The organism is Dietzia maris (assembly GCF_036287335.1).
In the GTDB taxonomy this organism is placed as follows: domain Bacteria; phylum Actinomycetota; class Actinomycetes; order Mycobacteriales; family Mycobacteriaceae; genus Dietzia; species Dietzia cinnamea.
The window spans coordinates 2,196,790-2,223,220 of sequence record NZ_CP143053.1 but is presented as its reverse complement, the minus strand read 5'-3'; the positions used below and the strand labels follow the sequence as shown (position 1 = coordinate 2,223,220).

26 protein-coding genes and 2 pseudogenes are annotated in these 26,431 nt (G+C 71.0%); 16 read left to right on the top strand and 12 right to left on the bottom strand.

Going from position 1 to position 26,431, the window contains the following annotated elements; translation table 11 throughout:
* Positions 1-43 precede the first annotated feature (43 nt).
* From VYL96_RS10270 to VYL96_RS10260, 3 genes are all read left to right on the top strand, one after another.
* Entirely contained in the window at positions 44-805 is a 762-nt protein-coding gene (locus VYL96_RS10270) for an SDR family NAD(P)-dependent oxidoreductase (RefSeq protein ID WP_061227671.1), read from the top strand.
* A gap of 38 nt (positions 806-843) precedes the next feature.
* The gene (locus tag VYL96_RS10265) at positions 844-2,049 is read left to right on the top strand and encodes an acyl-CoA dehydrogenase family protein (protein WP_061227586.1); all 1,206 of its coding nucleotides are present in this window, start codon (positions 844-846) and stop codon (positions 2,047-2,049) included.
* Between the two features lie 71 nt (positions 2,050-2,120).
* On the top strand, positions 2,121-3,263 hold the full coding sequence (locus tag VYL96_RS10260; protein WP_061227587.1) for a thiolase family protein: 1,143 nt from the start codon (positions 2,121-2,123) through the stop codon (positions 3,261-3,263).
* Between the two features lie 203 nt (positions 3,264-3,466).
* Here VYL96_RS10260 and VYL96_RS10255 read toward each other — a convergent pair whose 3' ends face one another.
* Complete coding sequence (locus VYL96_RS10255) at positions 3,467-4,570, bottom strand: zinc-binding dehydrogenase (protein ID WP_061227588.1); 1,104 nt, start codon at positions 4,568-4,570, stop codon at positions 3,467-3,469.
* 136 nt (positions 4,571-4,706) lie between these two features.
* On the opposite strand from VYL96_RS10255, the gene VYL96_RS10250 reads away from it, so the two are divergent.
* From VYL96_RS10250 to fabG, 3 genes and pseudogenes are all read left to right on the top strand, one after another.
* Positions 4,707-5,897: an acyl-CoA dehydrogenase family protein gene (locus VYL96_RS10250; protein ID WP_131885510.1), complete on the top strand. Its 1,191-nt coding sequence runs from the start codon at positions 4,707-4,709 to the stop codon at positions 5,895-5,897.
* Between the two features lie 65 nt (positions 5,898-5,962).
* Positions 5,963-6,196: pseudogene (locus VYL96_RS10245) on the top strand (CoA transferase); the annotation flags it as partial.
* The gene (gene fabG / locus VYL96_RS10240; protein WP_061227591.1) at positions 6,196-6,936 is read left to right on the top strand and encodes a 3-oxoacyl-ACP reductase FabG; all 741 of its coding nucleotides are present in this window, start codon (positions 6,196-6,198) and stop codon (positions 6,934-6,936) included. The pseudogene VYL96_RS10245 and the gene fabG, both read left to right, overlap by 1 nt.
* Positions 6,937-6,952: 16 nt before the next feature.
* Here fabG and VYL96_RS10235 read toward each other — a convergent pair whose 3' ends face one another.
* Together VYL96_RS10235 and VYL96_RS10230 are read right to left on the bottom strand one after the other, a co-directional pair.
* Positions 6,953-7,720 (bottom strand): FadR/GntR family transcriptional regulator, encoded by a 768-nt coding sequence (locus tag VYL96_RS10235; protein WP_243699641.1) that lies wholly within the window; start codon positions 7,718-7,720, stop codon positions 6,953-6,955.
* Between the two features lie 19 nt (positions 7,721-7,739).
* Entirely contained in the window at positions 7,740-8,732 is a 993-nt protein-coding gene (locus tag VYL96_RS10230; RefSeq protein WP_061227592.1) for a MaoC family dehydratase, read from the bottom strand.
* Between the two features lie 114 nt (positions 8,733-8,846).
* Here VYL96_RS10230 and VYL96_RS10225 point away from each other — a divergent pair.
* The 4 genes and pseudogenes from VYL96_RS10225 to VYL96_RS10210 all read left to right on the top strand — a co-directional run bounded on the left by VYL96_RS10225 (position 8,847) and on the right by VYL96_RS10210 (position 13,157).
* Positions 8,847-9,792, top strand: a pseudogene (locus VYL96_RS10225) (acyl-CoA dehydrogenase family protein).
* A 13-nt stretch (positions 9,793-9,805) separates the two neighbouring features.
* On the top strand, positions 9,806-10,258 hold the full coding sequence (locus VYL96_RS10220; protein ID WP_061227593.1) for a MaoC family dehydratase: 453 nt from the start codon (positions 9,806-9,808) through the stop codon (positions 10,256-10,258).
* A 49-nt stretch (positions 10,259-10,307) separates the two neighbouring features.
* Positions 10,308-11,531, top strand: a complete 1,224-nt coding sequence (locus VYL96_RS10215) for an acetyl-CoA C-acetyltransferase (protein WP_243699647.1) — start codon at positions 10,308-10,310, stop codon at positions 11,529-11,531.
* A gap of 270 nt (positions 11,532-11,801) precedes the next feature.
* A complete protein-coding gene (locus VYL96_RS10210) occupies positions 11,802-13,157 on the top strand; it encodes an RNA 5'-3' helicase PhoH2 (RefSeq protein WP_061227594.1) in 1,356 nt (451 codons plus the stop codon).
* Positions 13,158-13,285: 128 nt separating this feature from the next.
* Here the strand turns inward: VYL96_RS10210 and VYL96_RS10205 are convergent, their stop codons facing one another.
* The gene (locus VYL96_RS10205; protein WP_061227595.1) at positions 13,286-14,689 is read right to left on the bottom strand and encodes a class II fumarate hydratase; all 1,404 of its coding nucleotides are present in this window, start codon (positions 14,687-14,689) and stop codon (positions 13,286-13,288) included.
* 70 nt (positions 14,690-14,759) lie between these two features.
* The gene (gene glpX, locus VYL96_RS10200; RefSeq protein WP_061227596.1) at positions 14,760-15,770 is read right to left on the bottom strand and encodes a class II fructose-bisphosphatase; all 1,011 of its coding nucleotides are present in this window, start codon (positions 15,768-15,770) and stop codon (positions 14,760-14,762) included.
* 145 nt (positions 15,771-15,915) lie between these two features.
* On the opposite strand from glpX, the gene VYL96_RS10195 reads away from it, so the two are divergent.
* Positions 15,916-16,476 (top strand): DUF4245 domain-containing protein, encoded by a 561-nt coding sequence (locus VYL96_RS10195; protein WP_061227597.1) that lies wholly within the window; start codon positions 15,916-15,918, stop codon positions 16,474-16,476.
* Between the two features lie 47 nt (positions 16,477-16,523).
* Here the strand turns inward: VYL96_RS10195 and VYL96_RS10190 are convergent, their stop codons facing one another.
* The 3 genes from VYL96_RS10190 to VYL96_RS10180 are packed head-to-tail and all read right to left on the bottom strand — an operon-like array spanning position 16,524 to position 18,480.
* Entirely contained in the window at positions 16,524-16,757 is a 234-nt protein-coding gene (locus tag VYL96_RS10190; protein WP_061227598.1) for an exodeoxyribonuclease VII small subunit, read from the bottom strand.
* Positions 16,757-18,106, bottom strand: coding sequence for an exodeoxyribonuclease VII large subunit (xseA, locus tag VYL96_RS10185; protein ID WP_061227599.1), 1,350 nt, complete (start codon positions 18,104-18,106; stop codon positions 16,757-16,759). Before xseA ends, VYL96_RS10190 begins: the two co-directional genes overlap by 1 nt.
* A complete protein-coding gene (locus VYL96_RS10180) occupies positions 18,103-18,480 on the bottom strand; it encodes a hypothetical protein (protein ID WP_236885286.1) in 378 nt (125 codons plus the stop codon). Before VYL96_RS10180 ends, xseA begins: the two co-directional genes overlap by 4 nt.
* 84 nt (positions 18,481-18,564) lie before the next feature.
* On the opposite strand from VYL96_RS10180, the gene VYL96_RS10175 reads away from it, so the two are divergent.
* Positions 18,565-19,545, top strand: coding sequence for a 4-hydroxy-3-methylbut-2-enyl diphosphate reductase (locus tag VYL96_RS10175; protein ID WP_061227601.1), 981 nt, complete (start codon positions 18,565-18,567; stop codon positions 19,543-19,545).
* 57 nt (positions 19,546-19,602) lie between these two features.
* Here the strand turns inward: VYL96_RS10175 and VYL96_RS10170 are convergent, their stop codons facing one another.
* Both VYL96_RS10170 and VYL96_RS10165 read right to left on the bottom strand, forming a co-directional pair.
* Positions 19,603-20,094, bottom strand: a complete 492-nt coding sequence (locus VYL96_RS10170) for a DUF6542 domain-containing protein (RefSeq protein WP_243699642.1) — start codon at positions 20,092-20,094, stop codon at positions 19,603-19,605.
* Positions 20,095-20,105: 11 nt separating this feature from the next.
* Positions 20,106-21,638, bottom strand: a complete 1,533-nt coding sequence (locus VYL96_RS10165) for an AI-2E family transporter (protein ID WP_131885512.1) — start codon at positions 21,636-21,638, stop codon at positions 20,106-20,108.
* Positions 21,639-21,736: 98 nt separating this feature from the next.
* On the opposite strand from VYL96_RS10165, the gene ychF reads away from it, so the two are divergent.
* Positions 21,737-22,816 carry a redox-regulated ATPase YchF gene (gene ychF, locus VYL96_RS10160; protein WP_061227603.1) on the top strand — a complete coding sequence of 360 codons (1,080 nt, stop codon included), beginning with the start codon at positions 21,737-21,739 and terminating at the stop codon, positions 22,814-22,816.
* A gap of 47 nt (positions 22,817-22,863) precedes the next feature.
* Here the strand turns inward: ychF and VYL96_RS10155 are convergent, their stop codons facing one another.
* Positions 22,864-23,352, bottom strand: a complete 489-nt coding sequence (locus tag VYL96_RS10155) for a DUF6434 domain-containing protein (RefSeq protein ID WP_061914302.1) — start codon at positions 23,350-23,352, stop codon at positions 22,864-22,866.
* Positions 23,353-23,396: 44 nt separating this feature from the next.
* Between VYL96_RS10155 and VYL96_RS10150 the strand changes: the two genes are divergently transcribed.
* From VYL96_RS10150 to VYL96_RS10140, 3 genes are all read left to right on the top strand, one after another.
* Positions 23,397-24,341: a helix-turn-helix domain-containing protein gene (locus VYL96_RS10150; protein WP_131885514.1), complete on the top strand. Its 945-nt coding sequence runs from the start codon at positions 23,397-23,399 to the stop codon at positions 24,339-24,341.
* The gene (locus VYL96_RS10145) at positions 24,338-24,874 is read left to right on the top strand and encodes a dihydrofolate reductase family protein (RefSeq protein WP_131885516.1); all 537 of its coding nucleotides are present in this window, start codon (positions 24,338-24,340) and stop codon (positions 24,872-24,874) included. The genes VYL96_RS10150 and VYL96_RS10145 overlap by 4 nt, the downstream gene beginning before the upstream one ends.
* A gap of 88 nt (positions 24,875-24,962) precedes the next feature.
* Positions 24,963-25,289 (top strand): hypothetical protein, encoded by a 327-nt coding sequence (locus VYL96_RS10140; RefSeq protein WP_207913551.1) that lies wholly within the window; start codon positions 24,963-24,965, stop codon positions 25,287-25,289.
* A gap of 97 nt (positions 25,290-25,386) precedes the next feature.
* On the opposite strand, the gene VYL96_RS10135 is transcribed toward VYL96_RS10140, so the two are convergent.
* Positions 25,387-26,424 (bottom strand): methionine synthase, encoded by a 1,038-nt coding sequence (locus VYL96_RS10135; protein WP_061227607.1) that lies wholly within the window; start codon positions 26,422-26,424, stop codon positions 25,387-25,389.
* Between the last annotated feature and the right edge of the window lie 7 nt (positions 26,425-26,431).

The following is a 26,431-nucleotide window of genomic DNA, read 5'->3' as shown; positions in this document are numbered from 1 at the left end:
TGCGCCGGCCCCCGTCGACCCGCGCACGGGACCGCAGTCGGCGGTGCCCGTTCTCGACCGCTTCCGGCTGGACGGCCGCGTCGCCGTGATCACCGGCGCGTCCTCCGGACTCGGGGCGGGATTCGCCCGCGCGCTGTCCTCGGCCGGCGCCACCGTCGTGCTCGCCGCCCGGCGCCGGGACCGGCTCGAGGCGCTCGCAGACGACCTGCGTGCGTCCGGCGGCACCGCGATGACCGTGGCCTGCGACGTCGCGGACCCGGAGGCCTGCGCGGCGATGGTCCGCGCGGTGATGGACGCGCACGGGCGCATCGACATCCTGGTCAACAACGCCGGTCTCGGCACCGCCGTGCCCGCCCTCAAGGAGACGCCCGAGCAGTTCCGCGGCGTGGTGGACGTCAACCTGAACGGCGCCTACTGGGCGGCCAAGGAGTGCGCGGCCGTCATGGGGCCCGGCTCGAGCATCGTCAACGTCGCCAGCGTGCTGGGACTGACCGCCGGCTTCGCGCCCCAGGCCGCGTACTCCGCGACCAAGGCGGCCGTTCTCGGCCTGACCCGAGACCTGGCGCACCAGTGGGGCAGCCGCCGCGGCATCCGCGTCAACGCGCTCGCCCCCGGGTACTTCGCCTCCGAGATGACCGACGAGATCCCCGAGAAGATGCTCGCCGACATCACCGGCAGCACCATCTTCGGGCGGCTCGGACTGCAGCCCGAACTCGACTCAGCGCTGGTCTTCCTCGCCTCCGACGCCTCGTCCTTCATCACCGGCGCGACTCTCGTGGTCGACGGTGGCATGACCCTGCACTGACCGCGTCCGCGCCGACAACCTTTACAGGAGTAGAAACAATGGAATTCGCTCACAGTCAGCGCAGCCTCGAGCTGCAGGAGAACATGTGGGAGTTCATGCGGGAGCATGTCTTCCCGGCCGAGCCCGTGTGGTCCGCGTACCTGCGCGAACACGGCGACAACGCCTACCCGCCGATCATGGAGGACCTCAAGGCCGAGGCCCGCCGCCGCGGCCTGTGGAACCTCTTCCTGCCCGAGTGGTCGGGCATCTCCAACCTCGAGTTCGCCGCCGTTTCGGAGATCACGGGATGGTCGCCCGTCATCGCCCCCGAGGCGATCAACTCGCAGGCCCCCGACACCGGGAACATGGAGACCTTCCACCTGTTCGGCACCGATGAGCAGAAGGCCAGGTACCTCGAGCCGCTCAAGGAGGGGAAGATCCGCTCGGCGTACGCCATGACCGAGCCCGATGTCGCCTCCTCGGACGCCACCAACATCCAGACCGTGATCCGCCGCGAGGGCGACGAGTACGTTATCAACGGCCGCAAGTGGTGGATCACCGGCATCGCCGACACCCGCTGCGAGATCCTCATCGTCATGGGCAAGACCGACCCCGACGCCGAGACCCACCGTCAGCAGTCCATGGTCCTCGTCCCGCGCGACACCCCGGGCCTGCGGATCGAGCGCAATCTGCCCCTCTTCGGCTACCAGGACCAGCACGGGCACTGTGAGCTGGTGTTCGACAACGTGCGGGTGCCCGCTTCGAACCTGCTCGGGGAGGAGGGGGCCGGCTTTGCGATCGCCCAGGCGCGCCTCGGACCGGGCCGCATCCACCATGCCATGCGCGCCATCGGGATGGCCGAGCGGGCGCTCGCGCTGATGGTGGACCGCGCCAAGTCGCGCCACGCGTTCGGCGGGTCGCTGGCGAGCCAGGGCGTGGTGCAGGAGCACATCGCCAACTCGCGGATCGAGATCGACCAGGCGCGCCTGCAGGTCCAGCACTGCGCGTGGATGATCGACACCGTCGGCGCCAAGGAGGCCCGCTTCGAGATCTCGGCCATCAAGGTCATCGCGCCGCAGGTCGCGTGCGCGGTCATCGACCGGGCCATCGAGGTCTTCGGCGGCGCCGGCGTCTCCGACGACACCCCGCTCGCGTACTTCTACGCCTGGGCGCGCGCCCTGCGGATCGTCGACGGCCCGGACGCGGTCCACCGCCGCACGATCGCGCGAGGCGAACTGAAGAAGACCCCGCCGTACATCGGATAACCCTAGGCTGTCCTACCAGTAGCCGGGGCGACCGGCACCGGGGGACGCACGAGAGAGAAGGAAGAACCTACATGGGTGCAGTGATAGTGGAGGCCGTGCGTAGCGCGGTGGGTAAGCGCAACGGCGGCCTGGCCGGGGTGCACCCGGCCGACCTGTCGGGCGTGGTGCTCAACGGGCTCGTCGAGCGCGCGGGGATCGACCCGGCGGTCGTCGAGGACGTCATCTGGGGCTGTGTGACGCAGGCCGGTGAGCAGGCCGGCGACATCGCCCGGACCGCTGCCCTGTCCGCCGGGTGGCCCGAGACGGTCAACGGCGTGACGATCGACCGGCAGTGTGGGTCGTCACAGCAGGCGCTGAGCTTCGCTGTCGCGGTGGTCGAGTCCGGCTACCACGACGTGGTCGTGGCCGGCGGCGTGGAGTCGATGACCCGCGTGCCGATGGGCTCGCACGTGTCGTCCGATTCGTTCCCCTACGGGCAGCAGTTCATGGACCGGTACAACGGCATCGCGCCCAACCAGGGCGTGGGCGCCGAGATGATCGCCGAGCGGTGGGGCTTCTCCCGCACCCAGCTCGACGAGTTCGCCGTGGCCTCGCACGAGAAGGCCGCCGCCGCCCAGGACGCCGGCTTCTTCGCCGGGCACATCGTGCCGGTGACCACCCCGGACGGCGTGTTCGACACCGACCAGGGCATCCGCCGCGGCAGCACCGTCGAGGCACTGTCCGGGCTCAAGACGCCGTTCAAGGAGGATGGCGTCATCCACGCCGGTAACGCCTCGCAGATCTCCGACGGCTCGGCGGCAATCCTGGTGATGAGCGAGGAGGCGGCCGCGAAGTACGGCTGCACCCCGCTGGCGCGCGTGCACACCGCGACCCTCGCCGGCGACGATCCGGTCATCATGCTCACCGCGCCGATCCCCGCCACGGCCAAGGCGCTGACCAAGTCCGGCCTGTCGATCGACGACATCGGGGTGTTCGAGGTCAACGAGGCCTTCGCCTCCGTGCCGATGGCGTGGCTGGCCGACACCGGCGCGGACCCGGCCAAGCTCAACCCGAACGGCGGCGCGATCGCCCTCGGGCACCCGCTCGGCGGCTCCGGCGCGCGTATCTTCGCCGACCTGGTCCACCACATGAAGGACGAGGGCATCAAGTACGGCCTGCAGACGATGTGTGAGGGCGGCGGCCAGGCCAACGCCACCATCATCGAACTGCTCTGACCGGCTCGATCAGCGCTACCCGACCCCCGGCCCCCGCCACGACGGCGGTGGGCCGGGGGTCGCTGCGTGTGCGGGTCATCCGGCGTGCGCGCGGTACCCGGCGGCCGCCGCACCGCCTATTGCCGTTCGCCACCATCCAGAAGACGATTTCGCCTGTGTCGACCGAGTAGATCTGTGCGAAAGGCTCTTCTCGACGCGTGAGTTCAGTCGCCGGTGAGGACGATGGCGCGCCCGAGCACCTCGCCACGGTCGAGCGCCTCGTAGGTCCGCGGCGCCTCGGCCATCGGGACACGCCGCGAGATGACCTGGCCGAGGTCCAGCTTGCCGGCGGCCAGCAGGCGGATGAGGGCGGGGACGTCCTGTCGGGCCCGCGCTCCGTACGAGCCCTTGATCTGGATCTTCCGACGGACGATGCGCGCCAGGTCCGCGTCCAGCGACGTCCCGGCCGACGGGATGCCCACCACGACGACGCGCCCGCCCTCTCTGGCGACCTCGGTGGCTTGGCGGGTCGTGACCGCGGAGCCGAGCGCCTCGAATGCCGCGTCGACGCCCCGTCCGCCCGTGATCTCCATGACGGCGGCCGTCGCGTCGGTCTGCGCCGAGTTGATGGTGTGGGTGGCGCCCATACGGCGGGCGAGCGCGAGCTTGTCGTCGTCGACGTCGATCGCGATGACCGATTCCGCGCCGCTCACCGCGGACAGCTGGACGATGTTCTGGCCGACGCCGCCGACCGCCACCACCGCGACCGACTCCCCGGTGCGGACATCGCCGACGTTGCGGACCGCCCCGTATGCGGTGAACATCGAGCACCCGAGGATCGCCGAGTCGGTCAGGTCCAGTTCCTCGGGGAGGGGGAACACGGCCGTGGCCGGGGTGACGCTGTACTCGGCCAGCCCGCCCATGGAGTACATGGACAGCGGTTCGCCGGAGGCCCGGCGGAGCCGGCTCTCGCCGTCGTACAGGGTGCCCCGCAGCCGGTTGTACTCGAAGAACGTGGAGCAGATGTCCTCCATGCCGCGCGCGCAGTTCTCGCAGTAGCCGCACGGCATGATGAACGAGCCGACCACGCGGTCGCCGGGGCGAACGGTGGTGACGCCGCGGCCGACCTCGGCCACGACGCCCGAGATCTCGTGGCCGAGCACGCCGGGGAGCGGGAATCCGACCTCGCCCTTCATGACGTGGAGGTCGGTGTGGCACACCCCGCAGGCGTGGTTGTGCACGAGGACCTCGCCCTCGCGGGGTTCGGGGATCGGGATGTCCTCGATCACCAGCGGGGATCCGGTCTCGACACACACGGCGGCCTTCATGGCGCCGACTGTACTCAGGCGCCGGCGCCCACCTCAGCAGATCCGATGGCACTCAGGGGCGGATGAAGCTCCCCGCTAACGATGATCATAGTTGGTAGCATCCAGGCGACGCGCTGGAAGCGGCGGAAGGCGGGCGATGAACACGACGGTGGCGGACCCGGAGGTCTCCGGGGACGATTTCGCGGACATCCTCGCGACCACGCGCGACTACATCCGCACGGTGGTGCTGCCGCGTGAGCAGGAGATCGCGGACGCCGACGAGGTCCCGGCGGACATCCGCACGGGGCTGGCCGACCTGGGCCTGTTCGGTTACGCGATACCGCAGCGCTGGGGCGGCCTGGGGTTGGACCTGACCCAGGACGTCGAGTTGGCGATGGAGTTCGGGTACACGACCCTCGCGATGCGGTCCCTGTTCGGTACCAACAACGGGATCGCCGGGCAGGTGCTGGTGAACTTCGGGACGGACGAGCAGAAGGCGAGGTGGCTGGGGCCGATCGCCTCCGGGGAGGTGATCGCGTCGTTCGCCCTCACGGAAGACGGCGCGGGGTCGAGCCCAGCGGGGCTGACCACTAGGGCGGTGCGCGACGGAGCCGACTGGGTGATCGACGGGACCAAGCGTTTCATCACCAACGCGCCGCTCGCCGGCCTGTTCGTCGTGTTCGCCCGGACCCGCCCCGCCGACGCCGACGGCACCGGCATCGCCGTCTTCCTCGTCCCCGCGGACACGCCGGGCGTGACGGTGGGGCCCAAGGACGAGAAGATGGGTCAGGAGGGTGCCTGGACCGCCGAGGTCAGCTTCCAGGCCGTCCGCGTACCTGACGATGCGTTGGTCGGCGGTGACGAGGACACGGGCTACCGGGCCGCGATGACCTCGCTGGCGCGGGGCCGCGTGCACATCGCCGCGTTGGCGGTCGGTGCCGCGCAGCGCGCATTGGACGAGTCGCTCGCGCACGCCTCCACCGCAACCCAGGGCGGGACGGTGATCGGTGAGTTCCAACTGGTACAGGCGATGTTGGCGGATATCCAGGTGGGCGTGATGGCGGGTCGCGCGATGGTCCGCGAGGCCGCCGCGAAGTATCACTGTGGTGAGGACCGCCGGATCGCCCCGTCGGCAGCCAAGCTCTACTGCACCGAGATGGCCGGTCGGGCCGCCGACCTGGCCGTCCAGATCCACGGTGGCAGCGGGTACATCCGCGGCGTCTTCGTCGAGCGGATCTACCGGGACGTCCGGCTGCTGCGCCTGTACGAGGGGACCAGCGAGATCCAGAGGCTCATCATCGGTGGCGGCCTCGTCCGGGCGGCCACGCGGGCGGCGGGTAGCCGGTGACCGCCGCGGGGTCGGTGGGTGGTTCGCCCGACTCGGCGGAGCGGGCCGACAGTCCGGACCGGTTCGGTGTGCCGGCGGCGCGGCTCAACGACGTCGCCGGGCTGATCGAGCACCCGCAGCTCGAGGCCCGGAACCGCTGGCGCGAGGGGGAGACCCCGGCCGGCCCGGTCCGCGGACTGCTGCCGCCGATGACGTTCTCGGACGTCGAACTGCCGATGGGACGCGTGCCGGCGCTGGGCGAACACACCGAGGCGATCCTGGCCGAACTGGCCGGGGCACTGGACGAAGGGGACACATGATGGGACTGCTCGAGGGTCGGACCGCGGTCGTCACGGGGGCCGCGCGCGGGATCGGGCTGGAGATCGCCCGGACGTTCATCGCGAACGGGGCCCGGGTGGTGATCGGAGACATCGACGACGAGGCCGGCACCGCGGCGGTCGCCGACCTGGGGGGCGAGGACAACGCACGGTACGTGCACTGCGACGTGCGGGACGGCGCCGCGGTCGAGGCGATGATCGACGTCGCCGAGGAGGCGTTCGGGCCGCTCGGGGTGTTCGTCAACAACGCCGGGGTCACCCGCGACGCCACGATGCGCAAGATGACCGAGGAGCAGTTCGACGACATCATCGCCATCCACCTCAAGGGAAGCTGGAACGGCACCCGCGCGGCGGCGGGGCGCATGCGCGGCCACGGGGGCGGGGCGATCGTCAACATCTCCTCGATCTCCGGGAAGGTCGGGCTGGTGGGCCAGACCAACTACTCGGCGGCCAAGGCCGGGATCGTCGGACTGACCAAGGCCGCGGCCAAGGAGGTCGCCTTCGCGGGCGTGCGCGTCAACGCCGTCCAGCCCGGGCTCATCCGGACCGCGATGACGCTCGCGATGCCCGAGCACATCTGGGAGGAGAAGATGGCCGAGATCCCCATGGGGAGGGCGGCCGAACCGAGCGAGGTCGCGCAGGTGGTGCTGTTCCTCGCCAGCGACATGTCGAGCTACATGACCGGCACGGTCCTGGAGATCACCGGCGGTCGGCACATCTGACACCGCGCCGCGCCCGTCACCAGGCGAGGTCCCATCGGATCGGCTGCTCCAACGCCGCGCGGAACTTCTTCTTCAGATAGTGGTGGTGGTCCGTGATGTGCTGCGCCATGAGGTCGTGGGCCGCCACGGCGTCGCGGTCGGCGATCGCCCGGTAGATGTCCTCGTGGATCGCGCACGTGTGATCGCGCTGTCGCTTCGGGTAGGCCACCCCCATGGATGCGCCCGCCAGGATCCCGAGCAGCGCGTCGAAGAGATAGCCGAACAGGACGTTGCCCGACCCCCACGCGATGAGGGCGTGGAACCGCTCGGAGTCGTCGGTGAAGTACTCACCCCCCTCGGCCCCCTCGCGCGTGGCCTCGACGTTGAGGCGGAGCTCCTCCAGCGCCTCGCGGCTCATCCGCGCGGCGGCGAGCCTCGCTATCGACGGCTCCATCGCCGCCCTCGCCTCCATGATCGTGGAGAACGGGGCGTTCTCGAACTGCATGAGCAGGCTCAACGCGGCGGCGAGCGTCCCGCCGTCGGGCTGCTGGACGATCGGGCCGCCACCCGGCCCGGGTTTGAGGGTGATCGCCCCCTGGAGCTCCAGGTACCGCAGGGACTCCCGCAGCGTGCCCCGGCCGACGCCGTACTCCTCCAGCATGAGGTGCTCGGGCGGCAGCCGGTCACCGACGGTGTTGCCGCGCCGGGCGATGTCCTCGACGATCCGCTTCGCCACCAGTAGCGCCGTCTTCTGCGGACGCGAGACCCCGCCGGGCCCGCGCTGCGCATCGCCTGTCGTATCCATGTGCACCATCATCCTGCCTTCACGGCATGAGGACCGTGAAGGCCCAGTCCAGGACCTCCGCGTCGCCGTCGGGTCGGTGAGCACGCACCCGGGCGCGCAGGTCGAGTGCGGTGCCGCCGCCCTGGAGCGGCTCGGCGGTTCCCACCTCCAGCTCGCTGGACAGGGTGTCGCCCTCGCGCACGGGACCGGTGTGATCGCAGGACCGCCACCCGAGCACCGTCAGCATCGCCGGGAGGGCGCGCGTGGCCTGGGACAGCGCGAGGCCGATCGTGTGTCCGCCGTAGACGAGCCGCCGGCCGCCGGACACCCGCTCGTCGTGGTGGGTCTCCGCGATGTTGAGCGTGAGCCGGGCGAGTTCGGGCGCGCCGGTGACGACGTCCGCGCTCGAGCCCAGGACGGTGCCGGGCGCGGGGAGCGGATCGCCGGCACCGGGCACCGCGTCCCGATAGGCCGCCACGTCCCACCCGTCGGGCGCGGTCCACGGGCCGGGGTCGGAGGTGCCGATCGTCGACAGGTCGTCGGCGTGGTCGACGCGCTCGGGGTCGACGTCGGGGGACAGGGGGAGCATGGCGCAACGGTGGAAGTCCAGGACGGTCCGGCCGTGCTGGTCGGTGGTGGTCATCCGCAGCGCCGCCAGCCCGGTGGCCGGACGCCCCGGCCGCGGGGTGTTGCGCTTGAGGCCGACCACCTCGGTGCGCGTGGCGAGGGTGTCGCCGAGGTGCGGGTGGCGGTGGAACCTCAGCCCTCGGTAGAACAGGTTGGCCTTGACGCGCTGCGTCACGACGGTCGACTGGCCTATCGCGACGTCGGTGACGAGGCCGGGATGGGCGACGGGGCCGCCGGTGACCGCGGCGCCCAGCTGACGGTCGAGGGGGAGGCGGAGGCGGTCACCGAGGACGGCCTGGTGGGCCGCGGCCACGCCGTCGGTGAGGGTGAGCGCCGGCGCCCGGTCGAAGACCATGCCGCGCTCGAGATCGTCGAAGAACGGCCCGCCCGCGTAATCGATGCGCATGATTATCGACTATAGCGGTGCGGGTGGGGAGGATGGCGGGGGAACGCCGCAGCCGGCGGCGGGCGACGTGCGGCGGGGTGACCGCGGTGACGTGACGACGACGAGGTGGGACAGGTGCCGGAACTGAACGACGAAGAGTCCTACCTCGTTGCCACGGTCCGCCAGTTCATCGACCGTGAGGTCAAGCCGTCGGCGCGCGAGGTGGAGGACGCCGACACCTACCCCGAGCGCTGGATCGAGCAGATGAAGCAGATCGGTATCTACGGGCTCGCGGTGCCGGAGGAGTACGGCGGCATGCCGGTCTCCATGCCGTGCTACGTCCGGGTCACCGAGGAGCTGGCCCGCGGGTGGATGTCGTTGGCCGGGGCGATGGGCGGTCACACCGTGGTGGCCACGCTCCTGGCGCAGTTCGGGACCGAGGAACAGAAGCGGACCCACCTCCCTCGCCTGGCGACCGGCGAGATACGGGCGACGATGGCGCTCACCGAACCGGGCGGAGGATCCGACCTGCAGAACATGTCGACGGTCGCCCGCACCGACGGGAACGAGCTGGTCATCACCGGCGCCAAGACGTTCATCACCAACGCCCGTCGCTCGGGCCTCATCGCGCTGCTGTGCAAGACCGATCCGGAGGCGACCTCGCGCCACCGGGGGATGTCGATCGTGTTGGTGGAGCACGGCCCCGGGTTGACGGTCTCCCGTGACCTGCCCAAGCTCGGCTACAAGGGCGTCGAGACCTGCGAGCTCGCATTCGATGGGTACCGGACACCCGCGGACCGCGTGCTCGGCGGCGAGCCGGGCCGCGGCTTCGCCCAGATGATGAAAGGGCCTCGAGACGGGCCGCATCCAGGTCGCCAGCCGGGCGCTGGGCGTCGCGGCGGCGGCGATGCAGATCGCGCTGGACGCGGTCCGCATCCACGGCGGGTACGGCTACTCGACCGAGTTCGACATCGAGCGGTACTTCCGGGACGCCCCGCTGATGATCGTCGGCGAGGGGACCAACGAGATCCAGCGCAACGTCATCGCCTCGCAGTTGGTGGCGCGGGGTGGCCTGGGATGAGGAGAGGACGGATATGAAGGTATTCGAGGGACTGGACCAGGTCGAGGCGGCCGTCGGCCAGCACATCGGCTACAGCGAGTGGATGGAGATCACGCAGGAGCGCGTCGACGCGTTCGCCGACGCGACCGGGGACCACCAGTGGATCCACGTCGACCCCGCGCGGGCGGCGGAGGGGCCCTACGGCACGACCATCGCCCACGGTTACCTCACCCTGTCGCTGTTGCCGGTGCTCGGTAACCAGGTCATGGACATCCGCGGGTTCTCGATGATGATCAACTACGGGCTCGGCAAGGTGCGGTTCCCCGCGCCCGTCCCGGTGGGATCCCGGATCCGGGCCGGCGTCGAGCTGACCTCACTCGACCGCAAGCCCTCCGGCGCCCAGCTCACCACGCTCGTCACGGTCGAGATCGAGGGCGGCGACCGGCCGGCGGTGGTCGCCGAGGCCATCCGCCTCATGGTCGAGTGACGGACCGCAGGCGGGAGGACGCGCGGTGAACCCGCGGATGACCGAGGCCCTGGCCGACGTCGTGATCTGCGAGCCGGTACGCACGGCGGTCGGGCGCAGGCACGGCGTGTTCGCGCCGCTGCAGGCCGCCGACCTGGCCGCGGCCGCGATCACCGGTCTGCTCGAGCGCACCGGACTCGGCACGGCCGACGTCGACGACGTGATCCTCGGGCAGTGCTACCCCAACGGCGAGGCCCCCGCGATCGGCCGGGTCGCCGCACTCGACGCCGGCCTGGACATCAGCACACCGGGGATCCAGATCGACCGCCGCTGCGGTTCGGGCCTGCAGGCCGTGCTGAACGCGGCGATGCAGGTCGCGGTCGGGGTCAGTGACGTGGTGATCGCCGGTGGTGCCGAGTCGATGTCGAACAGCGAGTTCTACTCGCTCGGGTTGCGTGGGGGCGTCCGCGGCGACCGGGTCGAGTTCATCGACCGCATCGCCCGCGGCCGCGTGACGTCCGGTGGTCGCGATCATCCCGTCCCCGGCGGGATGCTAGAGACCGCCGAGAACCTCCGCGCCGAGTACGCGATCTCCCGGGAGGAGCAGGACGAGCTGGCCGCCGAGAGTCAACGCCGGGCGATCGCGGCGCAGGACGCAGGGGTCTTCGACGAGGAGATCGTGCCGGTGCGGGTCCGGCGGGCGAAGGAGGACCTCGTCGTCGTCGACACCGACGAACACCCCCGGCGAGGCGTCACGGCCGAGTCCCTCGCCGCGCTACGGCCCGTCCGATCGCGCGTCGACCCCGAGGCGACGGTGACGGCCGGCAACGCCTCGGGGGAGAACGACGGCGCCTCGGTGTGCGTGGTCACGACCCGGCGTCGCGCGGCGGAGCTGGGCCTGCGCGCGTTCGTCCGGCCGCTGGGATGGGCGGTCTCCGGCGTGCATCCCGCGCGGATGGGGATCGGCCCGGTCCCGGCCACGGCCGAGCTGCTCGGGAAGCTCGACCTGAGCCTCGCGGACTTCGACCTCATCGAGCTGAACGAGGCGTTCGCCGCCCAGGTGCTCGCGTGCCTGCGGGAGTGGGAGGCCGACCACGGCTTCACCACCGCTGACCGCGCGCGGCTCAACGTGCACGGGTCGGGAATCTCGCTCGGGCACCCCATGGGCGCGACCGGGACGCGGGTCCTCACCACCCTGGCGCGGGAGCTCGACCGGCGAGACGGACGGTTGGCGCTGGAGACGATGGGTCTCGGAGGAGGCCAGGGCCTCGCGGCGGCGTTCGAACGGGTGTGAGGGCCGCGGGCGGGGCCCGGAGTCGGCGGCCCGGAGGCGGCGGACGCGGAAGGCCGCGGAGAATTCACGTCGACTTAACTACAGCGATGTGATTCGGGGCGTAGCGTCGGGGCCAACGGTCGGTGGGGAAGCCGACCGTCGGGAGGCCCAGCCGATGATCGTTTTCCGCGATCGGGAGGGGGCCGGCACCCGGCCCTGTCGTCTCCGGACGACCTGGGCCGACCGGTCCATCCCGACACGACCGCGGGTGCCGCGGTCCAGGAGCGCGCCGTGACCGACACCGTCCGTACCTACGTCCTCGACACCTCGGTTCTGCTGTCCGACCCGTGGGCCGTCACCCGCTTCGCCGAGAACCGGGTGGTCCTACCCATCGCGGTGATCGGGGAGCTCGAGGCCAAGCGCCACCACCCCGAGCTGGGCTACTTCGCCCGCGAGGCACTGCGGCTTCTAGAGGACCTGCGCCTGCGCCACGGCCGCCTCGACGGCGACCTGCCCGTCACCGACACCGGCGGCACCCTCCGGGTCGAGCTCAACCACACCGACCAGTCGGTCCTGCCCGCCGGGTTCCGCGACACCGGCAACGACTCCCGGATCCTCGCCTGTGCGCTCAACCTGCGGGCCGAGGGCGACGACACCGTCCTCGTCTCCAAGGACGTCCCGCTCCGCGTCAAGGCGGGCTCGGTGGGACTGCCCGCGGACGAGTACCACGCGCAGGACGTCGTCCTCACCGGCTACAGCGGCGTCTCGGACCTGCCCGCCACCCAGGAGCTCGTAGACACCCTGTTCTCGACCGGCGGTGTCTCACCGCTCGCCGCCCGCGCGGCCGGCCTCGACGCCGAGACGCCCGTCCACTGCGGGGTGCGGGTACAGACCGACTCGTCCTCCGCGTTGGCCCGTGTCACCGACGACGGCGGCCTCAGGCTGGTCCGCGGCGACGTCGAGGTCTTCGGCCTGCGGGGCCGCTCGGCCGAGCAGCGTATCGCGATCGACTGCCTGCTCGACGAGTCGATCGGCATAGTCTCGCTCGGTGGCCGCGCCGGCACCGGCAAGTCCGCCCTCGCCCTGTGCGCCGGGCTCGAATCCGTGCTCGAGCGACGTCGACATCGCAAGATCGTCGTCTTCCGGCCCCTGTACGCCGTCGGCGGTCAGGAACTCGGCTACCTCCCGGGCAGCGAGTCGGAGAAGATGTCTCCCTGGTCGCAGGCCGTGTTCGACACCCTCGAGGGGCTCGTCAGCGAGAACGTGATCGACGAGGTGATGGATCGCGACATCCTCGAGGTGCTGCCACTGACCCACATCCGGGGCCGCAGCCTCCACGACTCGTTCGTGATCGTCGACGAGGCGCAGTCGCTCGAGCGCAACGTCCTGCTCACCGTGCTGTCCCGACTGGGCACCGGATCGAGGGTCGTGCTCACCCATGACGTGGCGCAGCGCGACAACCTCCGGGTCGGCCGGCACGACGGGATCCAGGCGGTGGTGGAGAAGCTCAAGGGCCACCCGCTGTTCGCCCACATCACGCTCAGCAGGTCCGAGCGCTCGGCCATCGCCGAGCTCGTCACGACCATGCTCGAGGAGTTCCAGCCGGACGCCTCGGTCGGTGCGCTGCGGCGCATCCACGCCGCCTGAGGCGGGCGGTCGGGGACCGGGCCCGCCCCTCGGGGCGAGGAATCCAGCGGAGAGAGGACGGCAGCGGCGCAGGGCCCGGGCGGAGTCGCCGGGGCCCTGCGCCTGTGTCCGGGTGCGGTGGCGGCGGGTCAGCGCTCGCGATCGAGACCCGTCATCCCGAGGACGTCGAGACGACGGTCGAGCTCCTCCTCGGACAGCGGGTCGGGGACGAAGCCCAGCGCGATGACCGCCTCGCGGATGGTCAGCCCCTCGGCGAGGGCGTGCTTGGCGACGCGGGCCGCCTCCTCGTAGCCGATCGCCGAGTTCAGCGGCGTGACGATCGAGGGGGAGGACTCGGCCAGACGGCGCATGCGGTCGACGTCCGGCTCGATGCCGTCGATGCACCGCTCGGCGAACAGGGTCGACGACGTGGACAGGATCCGGACCGACTCCAGCACGTTGCGGGCCATCACGGGGATGGCGGTGTTCAGTTCGAAGGCGCCGCTCGCGCCGGCCCAGGCGACCGCGGCGTCGTTGCCGACGACCTGGGCGGCGACCTGCGCGACCGTCTCGCACAGCACCGGGTTGACCTTGCCGGGCATGATCGACGACCCGGGCTGCAGGTCCGGCAGGTGCACCTCGGAGAGCCCGGTCATGGGGCCGGACCCCATCCAGCGGATGTCATTGGCGATCTTGGTCAGCGAGACCGCGACCGTGCGCAGTGCGCCCGACAGCTCGACGAGCCCGTCACGGGCGGCCTGGGCCTCGAACGGGTCCACGGCCAGGCGGAGCTCCTCGAGACCGGTGAGGGAACGCAGCTCCTCGACGACGGCGGAGCCGAACCCGTCCGGGGCGTTGAGCCCGGTGCCCGCTGCGGTGCCGCCGATCGGCAGCTCGCCCACGCGGGGCAGGGTGCCGCAGACACGCTCGATGCCGGCCCGGATCTGGCGGGCGTAGCCGCCGAACTCCTGACCGAGGGTGACGGGGACGGCGTCCATGAGGTGCGTGCGGCCGGGCTTGACCACGTCGCGCCACTGCTCGGCCTTCGACTCGAACGACTCCGCGAGCACGCCGAGGGCCGGCACGAGGTCGGCGATCACGACCTCCGTCGCAGCGACGTGCGTGGCCGTGGGGAACGTGTCGTTGGACGACTGCGACATGTTCACGTCGTCGTTCGGGTGGACCGTGACGCCCTCGGCCGCGCAGAGCGAGGCGATGACCTCGTTGGTGTTCATGTTGGAGCTCGTGCCCGACCCCGTCTGGAACACGTCGACGGGGAAGTGGTCGTCGACCTCGCCCTCGGCGATACGGCCGGCGGCCGCGACGATCGCGTTGACCTTCTCCCGGTCGAGCAGCCCGAGGCGCCCGTTGACGGTCGCGCAGGCGGACTTGAGCAGCCCGAGCGCGCGGATCTGCGTCCGCTCGAGGCCCCGGCCCGAAACGGGGAAATTCTCCACGGCGCGCTGGGTCTGTGCACGCCAGAGGGCGTCGACCGGGACCCGGACCTCGCCCATCGTGTCGTGTTCGATACGGAATTCAGTCTGATCGGCCATGGGGCCAGACTAGGCGCGCCCGCCGGGCCGTGCAGGAACTACGGCGCGGGCCCGGCGAGCGCGGGTGCCGTCAGCGGGCGTCGGCGGCCTGGCCGTAGTCGACGGCCGAGAACTCGCGGAGCTTCTCCATCTTGTGACGGCCCTCGACGTGGCGGACCGTGCCGGACTTGGACCGCATGACCAGGGACCGGGTGACGGCGCCGTTGGAGCGGTAGCTCACGCCCCGGACCATGTCGCCGTTGGTGATGCCGGTGGCGGCGAAGAAGCAGTTGTCGCCCTTGACGAGGTCGTCGGTGCCGAGGATGGCGTCGACGTCCAGGCCGGCGTCGACGGCCTTCTGCCGCTCCGCGTCGTCCTGCGGCCACAGCTGGCCCTGGATCTCGCCACCCATGCACTTCATGGCGCACGCGGTGATGATGCCCTCCGGCGTACCGCCGATGCCCATGAGCATGTCCACCGAGCTGTCGTCGGAGGCCGCCGCCACGCCGCCCGCGACGTCGCCGTCCATGATGAGACGGACCTTGGCGCCGGCCGCACGGATCTCGGCGATGAGCTCGGCGTGGCGGGGCCGGTCGAGCACGCACACCGTCATGTCGCCGACGTCGATGTTCTTGGCCTCGGCCACCGACCGGATGTTCCACTCGGTGGACCTGGACAGGTCGATCCGGCCGACGGCGTCCGGGCCGACCGCGATTTTGCGCATGTAGAACACCGCCGACGGGTCGAACATCGCGCCGCGCTCGGCGACCGCGATCACGGCGATCGAGTTGGGGCGACCCTCCGCCATGAGGCGGGTGCCGTCGATCGGGTCCACGGCCACGTCGACCGCCGGCCCGTCACCGGTGCCGACCTTCTCGCCGTTGTAGAGCATGGGCGCCTCGTCCTTCTCGCCCTCACCGATCACCACTGTGCCGTCCATGTCGACGGTCGAGATGAGCTCACGCATGGCGTCGACCGCGGCACCGTCGCCACCGTTCTTGTCGCCCCGGCCCACCCAGCGCCCGGCGGCGAGAGCGGCGGCCTCGGTCACACGGACCAGCTCCATGGCGAGGTTACGATCGGGGCGCTTGGCGTCTGACATAGGTGGTCTGGCTCCTCGGAGGCGGGCGCGGGCGCGACGGGGTCACGCGCGTGCGGCGGGTTGTCGGCGCTCATTGTTCCACCTCCGCCACCGGGCCGGGGCCCACGCACCGGAGTCGCCCCGGGTGGGTGGGATACTCACAGGCGTGGCCGAGGCGAAACCGAGAATCCTGCAGGGCAACCGCGACATGTTCTGGTCGGTGGTGGTGCTCATGGTCATCTGCGGACTCTTCGCCGGTGTCGCCGGACTGTGCACCTTCAGCCCGTCGGGCCCCGAGCAGGGGCAGATCCCGCAGTTCGACGCCGACGCGTCTTTGCGCCAGGACGCCCGCAGCCTCGAGTACCCGATCCGCTCGCCCGAGGTCCCCGCGGACTGGACCGCCAACTCCGGCCGCGTCCAGGGCTTCGCCGGCACCACCTCCAGCCACGTCGGCTGGGTGACCGGCGAACGCAGCTACGTCGAGCTCGTCCAGTCCGACGCACCGGAGGACGCGTTCCGCTCGCTGAACGGCGGCCCGCGGCCCGAGCGCACCATGGTGCCGATCGCCGGGCGGGAATGGACCGTCCTCACCGGCGACGACGTCCGCCCCGTGTGGGTGCTAGACCTCGACGACGTCCGCGTGGCCGTGACCGGCTCGGCGCCCACCGATCAGTTCGAGACGCTCGCCGCCGCCGTCCAGGACGCGGAGCCGCTCCCCGCGCAGTGATCGCCCGCGCGGGGAGGTGAGCCTTCCCGCATGACCGGGCGGCGGGCTCAGCCCCGGGCGGCGCCGCCCTCGTCGTCGTCGCCGAGGACCGCGTCGATGCGCGCACGGGCGCCGTCGAGATGCTCGGTGCACCGCGCGGCGAGTTCCTCGCCCCGCTCCCACAGGGCGAGGGAGGCGTCCAGGTCCTGGCCGCCGGCCTCGAGGATGCGGACCACCTCGATGAGCTCGTCGCGGGCCTGCTCGTAGCCCAGTTCGGAGACGGGGGTCTGCTCGTCGGACATCAGGACTGCTCCTCGGGGGTGTCGGACTCGGGGGTGTCGGACTCGGGGGTGTCGGTGGTGTGCGACCCGGTGGTGGTCGGCGCGGGGGCGGCGGTGCGGCCGGCGGCGGGCGTCGACCCGAGCACCGCCGCGGACAGGGCGCCGTCGGAGACCCGGATGCGCAGCTGGGAGCCGGGCGGGGCGTCGGCGATCGACGACACCACCCGGCCGTCGTGCACCCCGGCCACCGACTGGACCACCGCGTAGCCGCGGGCGAGGGTGGCCGCCGGGCCCAGGGTGGTCAGGCGCGCCGACAGGTGGCCGAGCGACGTGGACTCCGAGTCGATGATCCGGGTGATGTCGCGCCGCGCGGCCCGCAGCGCCTCGGCGACGACCTCCGCGCGCGAGTCGACGATCCCGTGGGGGTTCGCCATGCACGGCCGGGACCGCACCGCGGCGAGCTGGTTGCGCTCGCGCTCCACCCAGCCGCGCAGGGCCCGGGCGGTGCGGGCGCGCGCCTCGGCGATGCGGCGCCGCTCCTCGACCACGTCGGGGACGACGCGCTTGGCGGCGTCGGTGGGCGTGGCGGCACGCAGGTCGGCGACGAGGTCCGACAGCGGGGAGTCGGGCTCGTGTCCGATCGCCGAGACGACCGGCGTGCGGCACCGCGAGATCGCGCGGATCAACGCCTCGTCGGAGAAGGGGAGGAGGTCCTCGACGGAGCCGCCGCCGCGGGCGAGGATGATGACGTCGACGACGGGGTCCGCGTCCAGCTCGGCCAGCGCGTCGAGGATCTGGGGCACGGCCGACACGCCCTGCACGGCCGTGTTCCGCACGGCGAAACGCACGTCCGGCCAGCGGCCACGGGCGACCTCGACCACGTCGCGCTCGGCGGCGCTCGCCCGGCCCGTGATCAGACCGACGCACGTCGGCAGGAACGGCAGCGGTCGCTTGAGGCGGGGATCGAACAGACCCTCCGCCGCCAGGGCCTGCTTGAGCCGCTCGATGCGCGCCAGCAGCTCGCCCACGCCGACCGGGCGGATCTCCGAGACCTGGAGCGAGAACGAGCCGCGGCCCGTGTAGAAGCGCGGCGTGCCGCGCACCACGACCCGGCTGCCCTCCGTGACCGGGACGGGTGACTCGGAGATGAGCCGGGGCGGGCACGTCAGCGTCAGCGAATTGTCGACGGACGGGTCACGCAACGTGAGGAAGGCCGTGCGGGTGCCCGGGCGCAGACTCAACTGGGTGATCTGACCCTCGACCCACACCGCGCCCAGGCGGTGGATCCACGCGGCGATCTGGTCCGAGACGACCCGGACCGGCCACGGTGACTCGGGGCTGCTCGGGGTGCCGGGGGAGGAGGCGCTCACGCGTCGCGGGGGGTGACGCGGCCCGTCGGCACGTCCGGATCGTCATCGTCGTCACCGCCGCCGCGGGGCGCCCGCGACGAACCGTACACCCGGTAGGACACGTCGAGGACCTCCTCGGTCTCGTCCTCGTCGAACGTCGCCCACTCCGGCTGATCCGACCGGGCGGGGAAGACCGAGGCGAGCACCCTGTCGCCCTTGACGGCCAGGTCGGTGAGGGTCTGCCCCGCGTGCAGGTACGACTGCACCAGGCCGCCGGCGACCCGCACGGGCACGCCGGGCAGCGTGGACACCGCCTCGATCGCGCGGCCGGGCAGGGCCACGACGCGCTCGGCCGCGGTGGCGGCCAGACCGATCGAGGCACGGGTCAGAAACAATGGTCGGAGCATGCGGACCTCTCTGCCGGGGGGCGTGCGGGAGGCGTAATGGTCGAAATCCAGTATGAACCGTACCCTGGTGACATGACCGAGCAGACCGACATGATCGCCGAACCGGCAACCAAGCGGGTACTACTCGCGGAACCGCGCGGCTACTGTGCCGGCGTCGACCGAGCCGTCGAGACGGTCGAGAAAGCCCTGGAGAAGCACGGGGCGCCGCTGTACATGCGCAAGGAGATCGTCCACAACAAGTACGTGGTGGAGTCCTTCACCAAGCGTGGGGTGATCTTCGTCGACGAGACCGACGAGGTGCCCCAGGGCGCGAATCTCGTGTTCTCCGCCCACGGGGTCTCGCCCGCGGTCCGGGAGAGCGCCAAGCAGCTGGAGCTCACCACCTTCGACGCCACCTGCCCGCTCGTGACCAAGGTGCACACCGAGGTCAAGCGCTTCGCCCGGGAGGGCTACCAGATCCTGCTGGTCGGCCACGAGGGCCACGAGGAGGTCGAGGGCACCGCCGGCGAGGCGCCCGACGTGGTGACCCTGGTCGACGGGCCGGACGCCGTCGACACCCTCGAGGTGCCGACGGACACGGAGAAGCTCATCTGGCTGTCCCAGACCACGTTGAGCGTGGACGAGACCATGGAGACGGTCCGCCGCCTCAAGGAGAAGTACCCCACGCTCATCGACCCGCCGTCCGATGACATCTGCTACGCCACGCAGAACCGCCAGAGCGCGGTCAAGGCGATGGCGCCCCAGTGCGATCTGGTGATCGTGGTGGGTTCGAAGAATTCCTCGAACTCCGTGCGGTTGGTCGAGGTGGCCCTCCAGGCCGGCGCGGATGCCGCCCATCTGGTGGACTACGCCGACGAGATCGACCTGGCGTGGCTCGAGGGGGTCACCACCGTGGGGGTGACGTCCGGCGCGTCCGTTCCGGAGATCCTCGTCCGCGGGGTGCTCGAGCTCCTCGACGAGCACGGGTACAGCGATGTGTCGACCGTCAAGACCGCGCAGGAGACCATCACCTTCGCCCTGCCCCGCGAGCTGCGGATGCCGCAGAAGGCCTGACCCGACCGCCCGCTCCCCGCGGGCCGGAGGGCACTCACCGCCCCGGTACGCCCCGCCTCAGCGGCGGGCGTGTGCCGGGGCGGTGCGCTGGATATAGGGGGCCGCCGGCCGCGCGGGCCGCGGCTCCAGAACGAACGCCCGGATCAGGGCTATCGCGATGACGACGACGGTCGTGGCGACCATCAGGGGGAACCGGGTCGCCAACGGCAGTGCGACCGAGACGATCTGCGTCCGCGAGAACACGTCCGCGCCCGAGCCCGCCCCGGAGATCACGTAGACCAGCGGCACCAGCAGCGTCATGATGATCGGCGGCTGGACCGCGGCCACGAACAGCGAGCGGCGCGAGATCGCGAGCACCGACACCACGCACCCGAGGACGAACGCGACGGTGAACCCGACGCCGAGCTCGCCCGAGACCGAGTCGATGGCCACGCCGGTCAGCGTGATGGCCACCGCCAGCAGGACCGCGGTCCAGGCGGGCAGCCCGCGCATCGAGGAGACCACGGACCTCTCGTCCGCGGGCACCCGGCCACTCCTGCGTCTACTCACGGAAGATGACTCTAACCGCCCAGCCGACGGGCGAGGAAACGGCCGAAACGACGCAGCGGACGGGGCTTGGCCGCCTCCTCTCGCGGGGATGGCCGCGTGCCGGTGACCGCCATCGGGTCGGTGATGCCGGGTTCGGGCGGGAGCTGATCCGATAACGGCGGAGCGGCGAGGCCGGCGTCACCGCCCACCTCGTCGTCGTCACCCGTCGCGGCGACCCCCGCACCACCCGGCGCCGACGCGGCGACGGCCGCCGTGCGCGCTCCGGGCGTCGCCGAACGCGGCGGGGCGATGTCCGGCCGTTCGTCGATCATCCCGGCCATGATCGCGGTGCTGCTCTTACGGAGCGGAGCGAACCGCGAGCTGGACATCTCCCCGAGCCAGGCCGTCAGGCGGCCCTCGTCGGTCGCGGAGGCCAGATCGGAGGCGGTGACGTCGCCGGTGCGCAGATCGATCTGCTCGTTGATATACCGGATGACCACCGCGGCCACGGCGAGGATCGGCACCGCGAGGAACGCGCCGATGATGCCGAAGAGCGTGCTGCCCGCGGCCACACCCAGGAGGATGACGCCCGGATGCAGGTTCATGGCGCGCGACTGCAGGATCGGCTGGAGGACGTTGCCCTCGAGCTGCTGTACGGCGATGATGACCACCAGGACGATGATCGCGGTGGTGAACCCGTTGGCCACCAGCGCGATGAGCACGGCGAGCGCTCCGGCGGTGAACGCACCGACGATGGGGATGAAGCCCGCGATGAAGGTGATGACCGCCAACGCCCACGCCAGCGGTACGCCCAGGATCACGAGCGCGAGGCCGATGAGCACGGCGTCGACGAACGAGACGATCGCCTGGGCGCGGATGAAGCCGCCCAGTGTGTTCCACGCCCGGGTGAGGACCTCGGTGAGGTGGCGGCCGGCGGTGCGGCCGGTGTTGCGACGCACGAACGGCAGGAACCGCGGCCCGTCCTTGATGAAGAAGAACGTGAGCACCAACACCAGGACCAGGGTGACGACGAACGATCCCACCGCGCTGACTCCGGTGAACACGCCGGACGCGATCTGGTCGCCCCGGTCCTGCAGCGTCGAGCTGAGCTGGTCCAGCAGGCGGTCCAGCTGCTCGTCACGGATGTTGAGCGGCGGCCCCCGCAGCCAGTCCCGGACCTCGGTGATCGCCTCGGACGTCTGGTCGGCGAGCTGCACGCTCTGCTCCACGATCGACGGGGCGATCAGTGCGATGACGCCGGTCAGCAGCCCCAGGGAGCCGATGATCGACAGCATGGCGGCCAGGCTTTTGGGCACCTTGTGCCGCACCATCCAGCCCGTCACGGGCCACAGGACGGTGGAGATGATCAGCGCCAACAGGATCGGCAGGATCCCCACCCACAGCGCGCCGCCGATCCGCGAGATGAGCCATCCCGCGACCAGCAGGATGGCCAGGCGCAGGGCCCAGTCGGTGACCCATCGCCCACCCAGGCCGATGAGTACGGACCGGTCGACGTGCTGTTCCTGATCCTCGACGGGGGGATGCGGCTTCGGCTCGTCGCTCATGGGAGTCATCTTGTCAGAGGCCGCGTCGGTGCGCTCCCTGTGACGGCCCGACGGCCGCGGGGGAGGGCCGCAGGCCGCGGTCCGTAGACTGTGGCCTCGTGAGCCTCACCCTCGGAATCGTCGGACTGCCCAACGTCGGTAAGTCGACCCTGTTCAACGCCCTGACGAACAACGACGTCCTCGCGGCGAACTATCCGTTCGCCACCATCGAGCCCAACGTCGGCGTGGTCGACCTGCCCGATCCCCGCCTCAACCGACTCGCCGAGATCTTCGGCTCCGAGCGGATCCTGCCCGCCGTCGTGTCGTTCGTCGACATCGCGGGCATCGTCAAGGGCGCCAGCACCGGCGAGGGCATGGGCAACAAGTTCCTCGCCAACATCCGTGAGGCCGATGCCATCTGCCAGGTCGTGCGCGTCTTCGACGACCCGGACGTCATCCACGTGGACGGCAAGGTCGACCCGATGGCCGACATCGAGGTGATCGCCACCGAGCTGATCCTCGCCGACCTGGAGACCATCGAGAAGGCGCTGCCGCGGATCGAGAAGGACGCCCGCAAGGACAAGTCGCTGGTGGCGCAGCTCGAGGAGATCCGCAAGGCCCAGGCCGTGCTCGAGGACGGGCGCACCCTGTTCAAGGCCCAGGACGAGATCGACCGCGGCCTCCTGCGCGATCTGCACCTCATGACCGCCAAGCCGTTCCTCTACGTCTTCAACGCCGACGAGTCGGTGCTGACGAGCGACGAGCGCAAGGCCGAGCTCAGCGCCGCCGTCGCGCCCGCCGACGCCGTGTTCCTCGACGCCAAGGTCGAGGCCGAGCTGCAGGAGCTCGACGAGGACGACGCCATGGAGCTGCTCGAGTCGATCGGCCAGACCGAGCCCGGCCTGAACGCGCTCGCTCGCGCAGGCTTCCACACCCTCGGGCTGCAGACCTACCTCACCGCCGGCCCCAAGGAGTCGCGCGCCTGGACCATCCGCAAGGGCGACACCGCCCCCAAGGCCGCCGGCGTCATCCACACCGACTTCGAGAAGGGCTTCATCAAGGCCGAGATCGTCTCGTTCGACGACCTCGACGCCGCCGGCTCGATGGCCGCGGCCAAGGCGGCCGGCAAGGTGCGCATGGAGGGCAAGGACTACGTCATGGCGGACGGCGACGTGGTGGAGTTCCGCTTCAACGTCTGAGATCGCGCAACGGTGGCGGGGCCGCGGGTACCGGGAGCACCGGCGGGTCAGGCCCGTCCGCGCTGGTCCACCGGTCGCTCGCGGTAGTCGCGCCAGGCCCGACGCGCATTGTCGCGGGTTCCGGTCGGGTGAGTCTCGTGCCACGCGCGGGTGAACCGGTTGTACTCAAACTGCGAGTCGATCGGCTTCGCGTCCCGCCCGCGGGTCGATCGATAGTGATCGAGTGCGTCCTGCATCGTGTGCGTTCCGTCGGTTCCGGCGAAGAAGGCGCGCATCTCGGCATCGAAGCTGAAGTGAGCTCCCACCTGCTCGACGAACCACGCCCGGACGACCTGGCTGCACCGCTGGCCCCGCGGTATGACCGTCTGGAGCGTCAACGGGCCGGCGAGCTGAGCTCCCGCGGAGCGCGCGGGCGCCGGTGGCTCGTCGAAGAGGGCGCCGTCCAGCGCCGCCGCGATTCGGCGGGTCAGCAGGTCCTTCCCGCCCGTCGCCCTGACGCCGAGTCTTCTGGCGGCCCCCGGCCTGACATCGAGCAAGAACGGTCAAGCCGAGGGCGCCCCGTTCCACTGATAATCACAGCATGACCGCACGACGCCCGGGACGAGATCGCATCCGCGAGCTGCTCGACGCCGTTCTCGCCGAGCACGAAGGCGGCGCAGTCCTGAACACGCTCGCGGCGGACGCCCACTCGTCGTCGTTCCACTTCAGTCGTCAGGTGAGCCGGGCGGCAGGAGAAGCGCCGGGGGCGATGCGGCGGCGTGTCCTCCTCGAGCGCGCGGCCTGGGAGATCCAAGGAGGACGCAGCGTCACCGATGCGGCGTTCGCAGCGGGATACGACTCGGTCGAGGGATTCTCGCGCGCGTTCTCGCGGGCGTTCGGGTGCCCTCCTGGCGCCATGCCGCCGCGACACGACCGGGGCCACTGGCTGCCTGCACCGAACGGCATCCATTTCCACTCCCCGACGGTGCTCTACGTCGACGCGGGACGGGAGATCTCGGCCGGCGACGTCGTCGCCTTGATGATCCGGCACGACCTCGACGACACCGCCGCGGTGCTCGCCGCCGCCGAGGGGGTTGACGACGACGAGTTCCGGCGCGAGAGGTTGCCGGGACACAGGGTGCTCGAGTGGGCGGGTGACGAGACGACGCTCGCGAACGTCCTGCACCACCTGGCCTTGGACAAGCTGCCCTGGCTCGCGTGCATCGAGGGGGAGGACGAGCCGGACCTCGGCGTGGAGGACGACGTCGCGAGTCTCCGCAGGCGGCACTCCGAGATCGCCGCGCGGTGGCTGGCCATGACACGCAATGTGGAACGCCGTGGCGCGTGGGGCGACCGGGTGGTCGACGCGCTCTGTGACCCACCCGAGTCGTTCCTGCTGTCGCAGATCGTCGCCCACACCCTCACGTTCTCGGCCCACCGCCGCCAGCTCGCGCGCTGGATGCTCGCGCAGGCCGGCGTCGACATCAGGCACCTCGATCCCGACCCGATCATGTGGCACCGCCGCGCCTCAGGAGGACTGTCATGACCCGCTACCGCTACTACACCGCCACGACCCTCGACGGATTCCTCGCGGACGACGACCACTCGCTGGCCTGGCTGTTCAAGCAGGACATCGACGAGAACGGGCCGGGCAGCACCGACGCGTTCCTCACGGAGGTGGGGGCGCAGGTCATGGGTGCGTCCACGTACGCGTGGGTGCTCGAACACGACCGTGACTGGTTGCCCGAGATCCCCACGTTCGTGTTCACCCACCGGGAGCTGGAGGCGGTGAATGACCACGTCTCCTTTGTCGCGGGCGCCCCGTCCGATCATCGGGAGACACTCGAGTCCGCGGCCGGTGGCCGCGATGTGTGGGTGATGGGTGGCGGCGGGCTGGCAGCCGAGTTCGCCGGGGCGGGGATGCTCGACGAGGTGGTGGTCTCGATCGCGCCCGTGACCCTCGGTTCGGGCAAGCCACTCTTCGGCGGCGCGTTCGACCTCGAGCTGAAGGGGTGCGATCGCAACCGCGACTTCGTGGTTGCCCGGTACAACGTCCGGGGATCTCTGTCAGACTCGTGAAGGTCGGCCCGTACCGCAGGCGGCAGCGCAAGAGGTCCAGCGTCGCCGGGGAGCGCGGAGCCGGTCGCGCAGACGGAGAGGGGAGCCAGTGACTGTTCTACGCGAGGTGACCGGTGTGATCGCTGCGGGCCTTGGCGGCGCCCTGCTCGCCAACGCCGTGCCGCACACGGTCAAGGGAATGACCGGCGAGCGGTTCCCGACGCCCTTCGCCACGCCCCCGGGAGTCGGGTTGTCCCCGCCACTGCACAACGTGGCCTGGGGCGTGCTCAATCTCGCGGCGGGTGGCGCGCTGGCACGCCGCGTGGGATCTCCGAAGGACAGGGCCGCTGCAGCCACCGGCGGCGTCGCCATAACATTCGTCCTCGCGCACTACTTCGGCGGCCTCGACCTCTCCGGAGATCGGGCGGGGCGCTGACCGGAGTGCCGCGGCGGTCGTTGGTGGCCCGGGGTCGTGGCGGTCGGGGGCATCGCATGCAGGGCGGGGTCGGCGCTCGCAGACCCGGCCCGATCCGTCAGGCGTGAGAGGTGACGAGCTCCTCGCGGACGAGGCGTGTTCCAGCGCTGAGTGCGCTGAGCTTCGCGAGTGCGACGTCCCGCGACAAGGGCGCCATGCCGCAATTGGTGCTCGGCAGGAGCTTGTCCGCGTCCACGAACTCAAGCGCGCTGCGGAGCGTGTCCGCGACCTCCTCAGGAGTCTCGACCTTCTCGCTCGCCACGTCGATCGCCCCGAGCATGACCTTCTTGCCGCGCAGTAGCCCGACCAGGTCGATCGGGACGCGGGAGTTATGGGACTCCAGCGAGATGATGTCGATACCGGACTGCTGCAGGAGGGGGAACGACTCCTCGTAGTGCCGCCACTCCGAGCCGAGCGACGCCTTCCAGTCGGTGTTGGCCTTGATCCCGTAGCCGTAGCAGATGTGGACGGCGGTCTCGGCGCGCAGGCCTTCGACCGCGCGTTCCAGGGCCGCCACGCCCCAGTCCTTGAGCTCGGCGAAGTAGACGTTGAAGGCGGGCTCGTCGAACTGGATGATGTCGACCCCCGCGGCCTCCAGGTCTCGCGCCTCCTGGTTGAGGATCGCCGCGAACTCCCACGCCAGCGCCTCGCGGCTGGAGTAGTGGCGGTCGTACAGCGTGTCGATCATCGTCATGGGCCCGGGGAGAGCCCACTTGATGGGCTTGTCGGTCTGCTGCCGCAGGAACGTCGCGTCGTCCACGAAGACCGGCTTCTCGCGGCTCACGGCGCCCACCACGGTGGGCACGCTGGCGTCGTAGCGGTTCCGGATGCGCACGGTCTCGCGCTGCTCGAAGTCGACCCCGTCGAGATGCTCGATGAAGGTCGTCACGAAGTGTTGCCGGGTCTGTTCGCCGTCGCTGACGATGTCGATGCCGCGATCGCTCTGCTCCTTCACGGCGATACGCAGCGCGTCCTGCTTACCTTCGATCAGCTCGGGGCCCTCCAACCTCCAGGGCGACCAGAGGGTCTCCGGCTGTGCTAGCCACGACGGCTTGGGCAGGCTGCCGACGGTGGTGGTGGGCAGGATCGGGGACATGATCGAC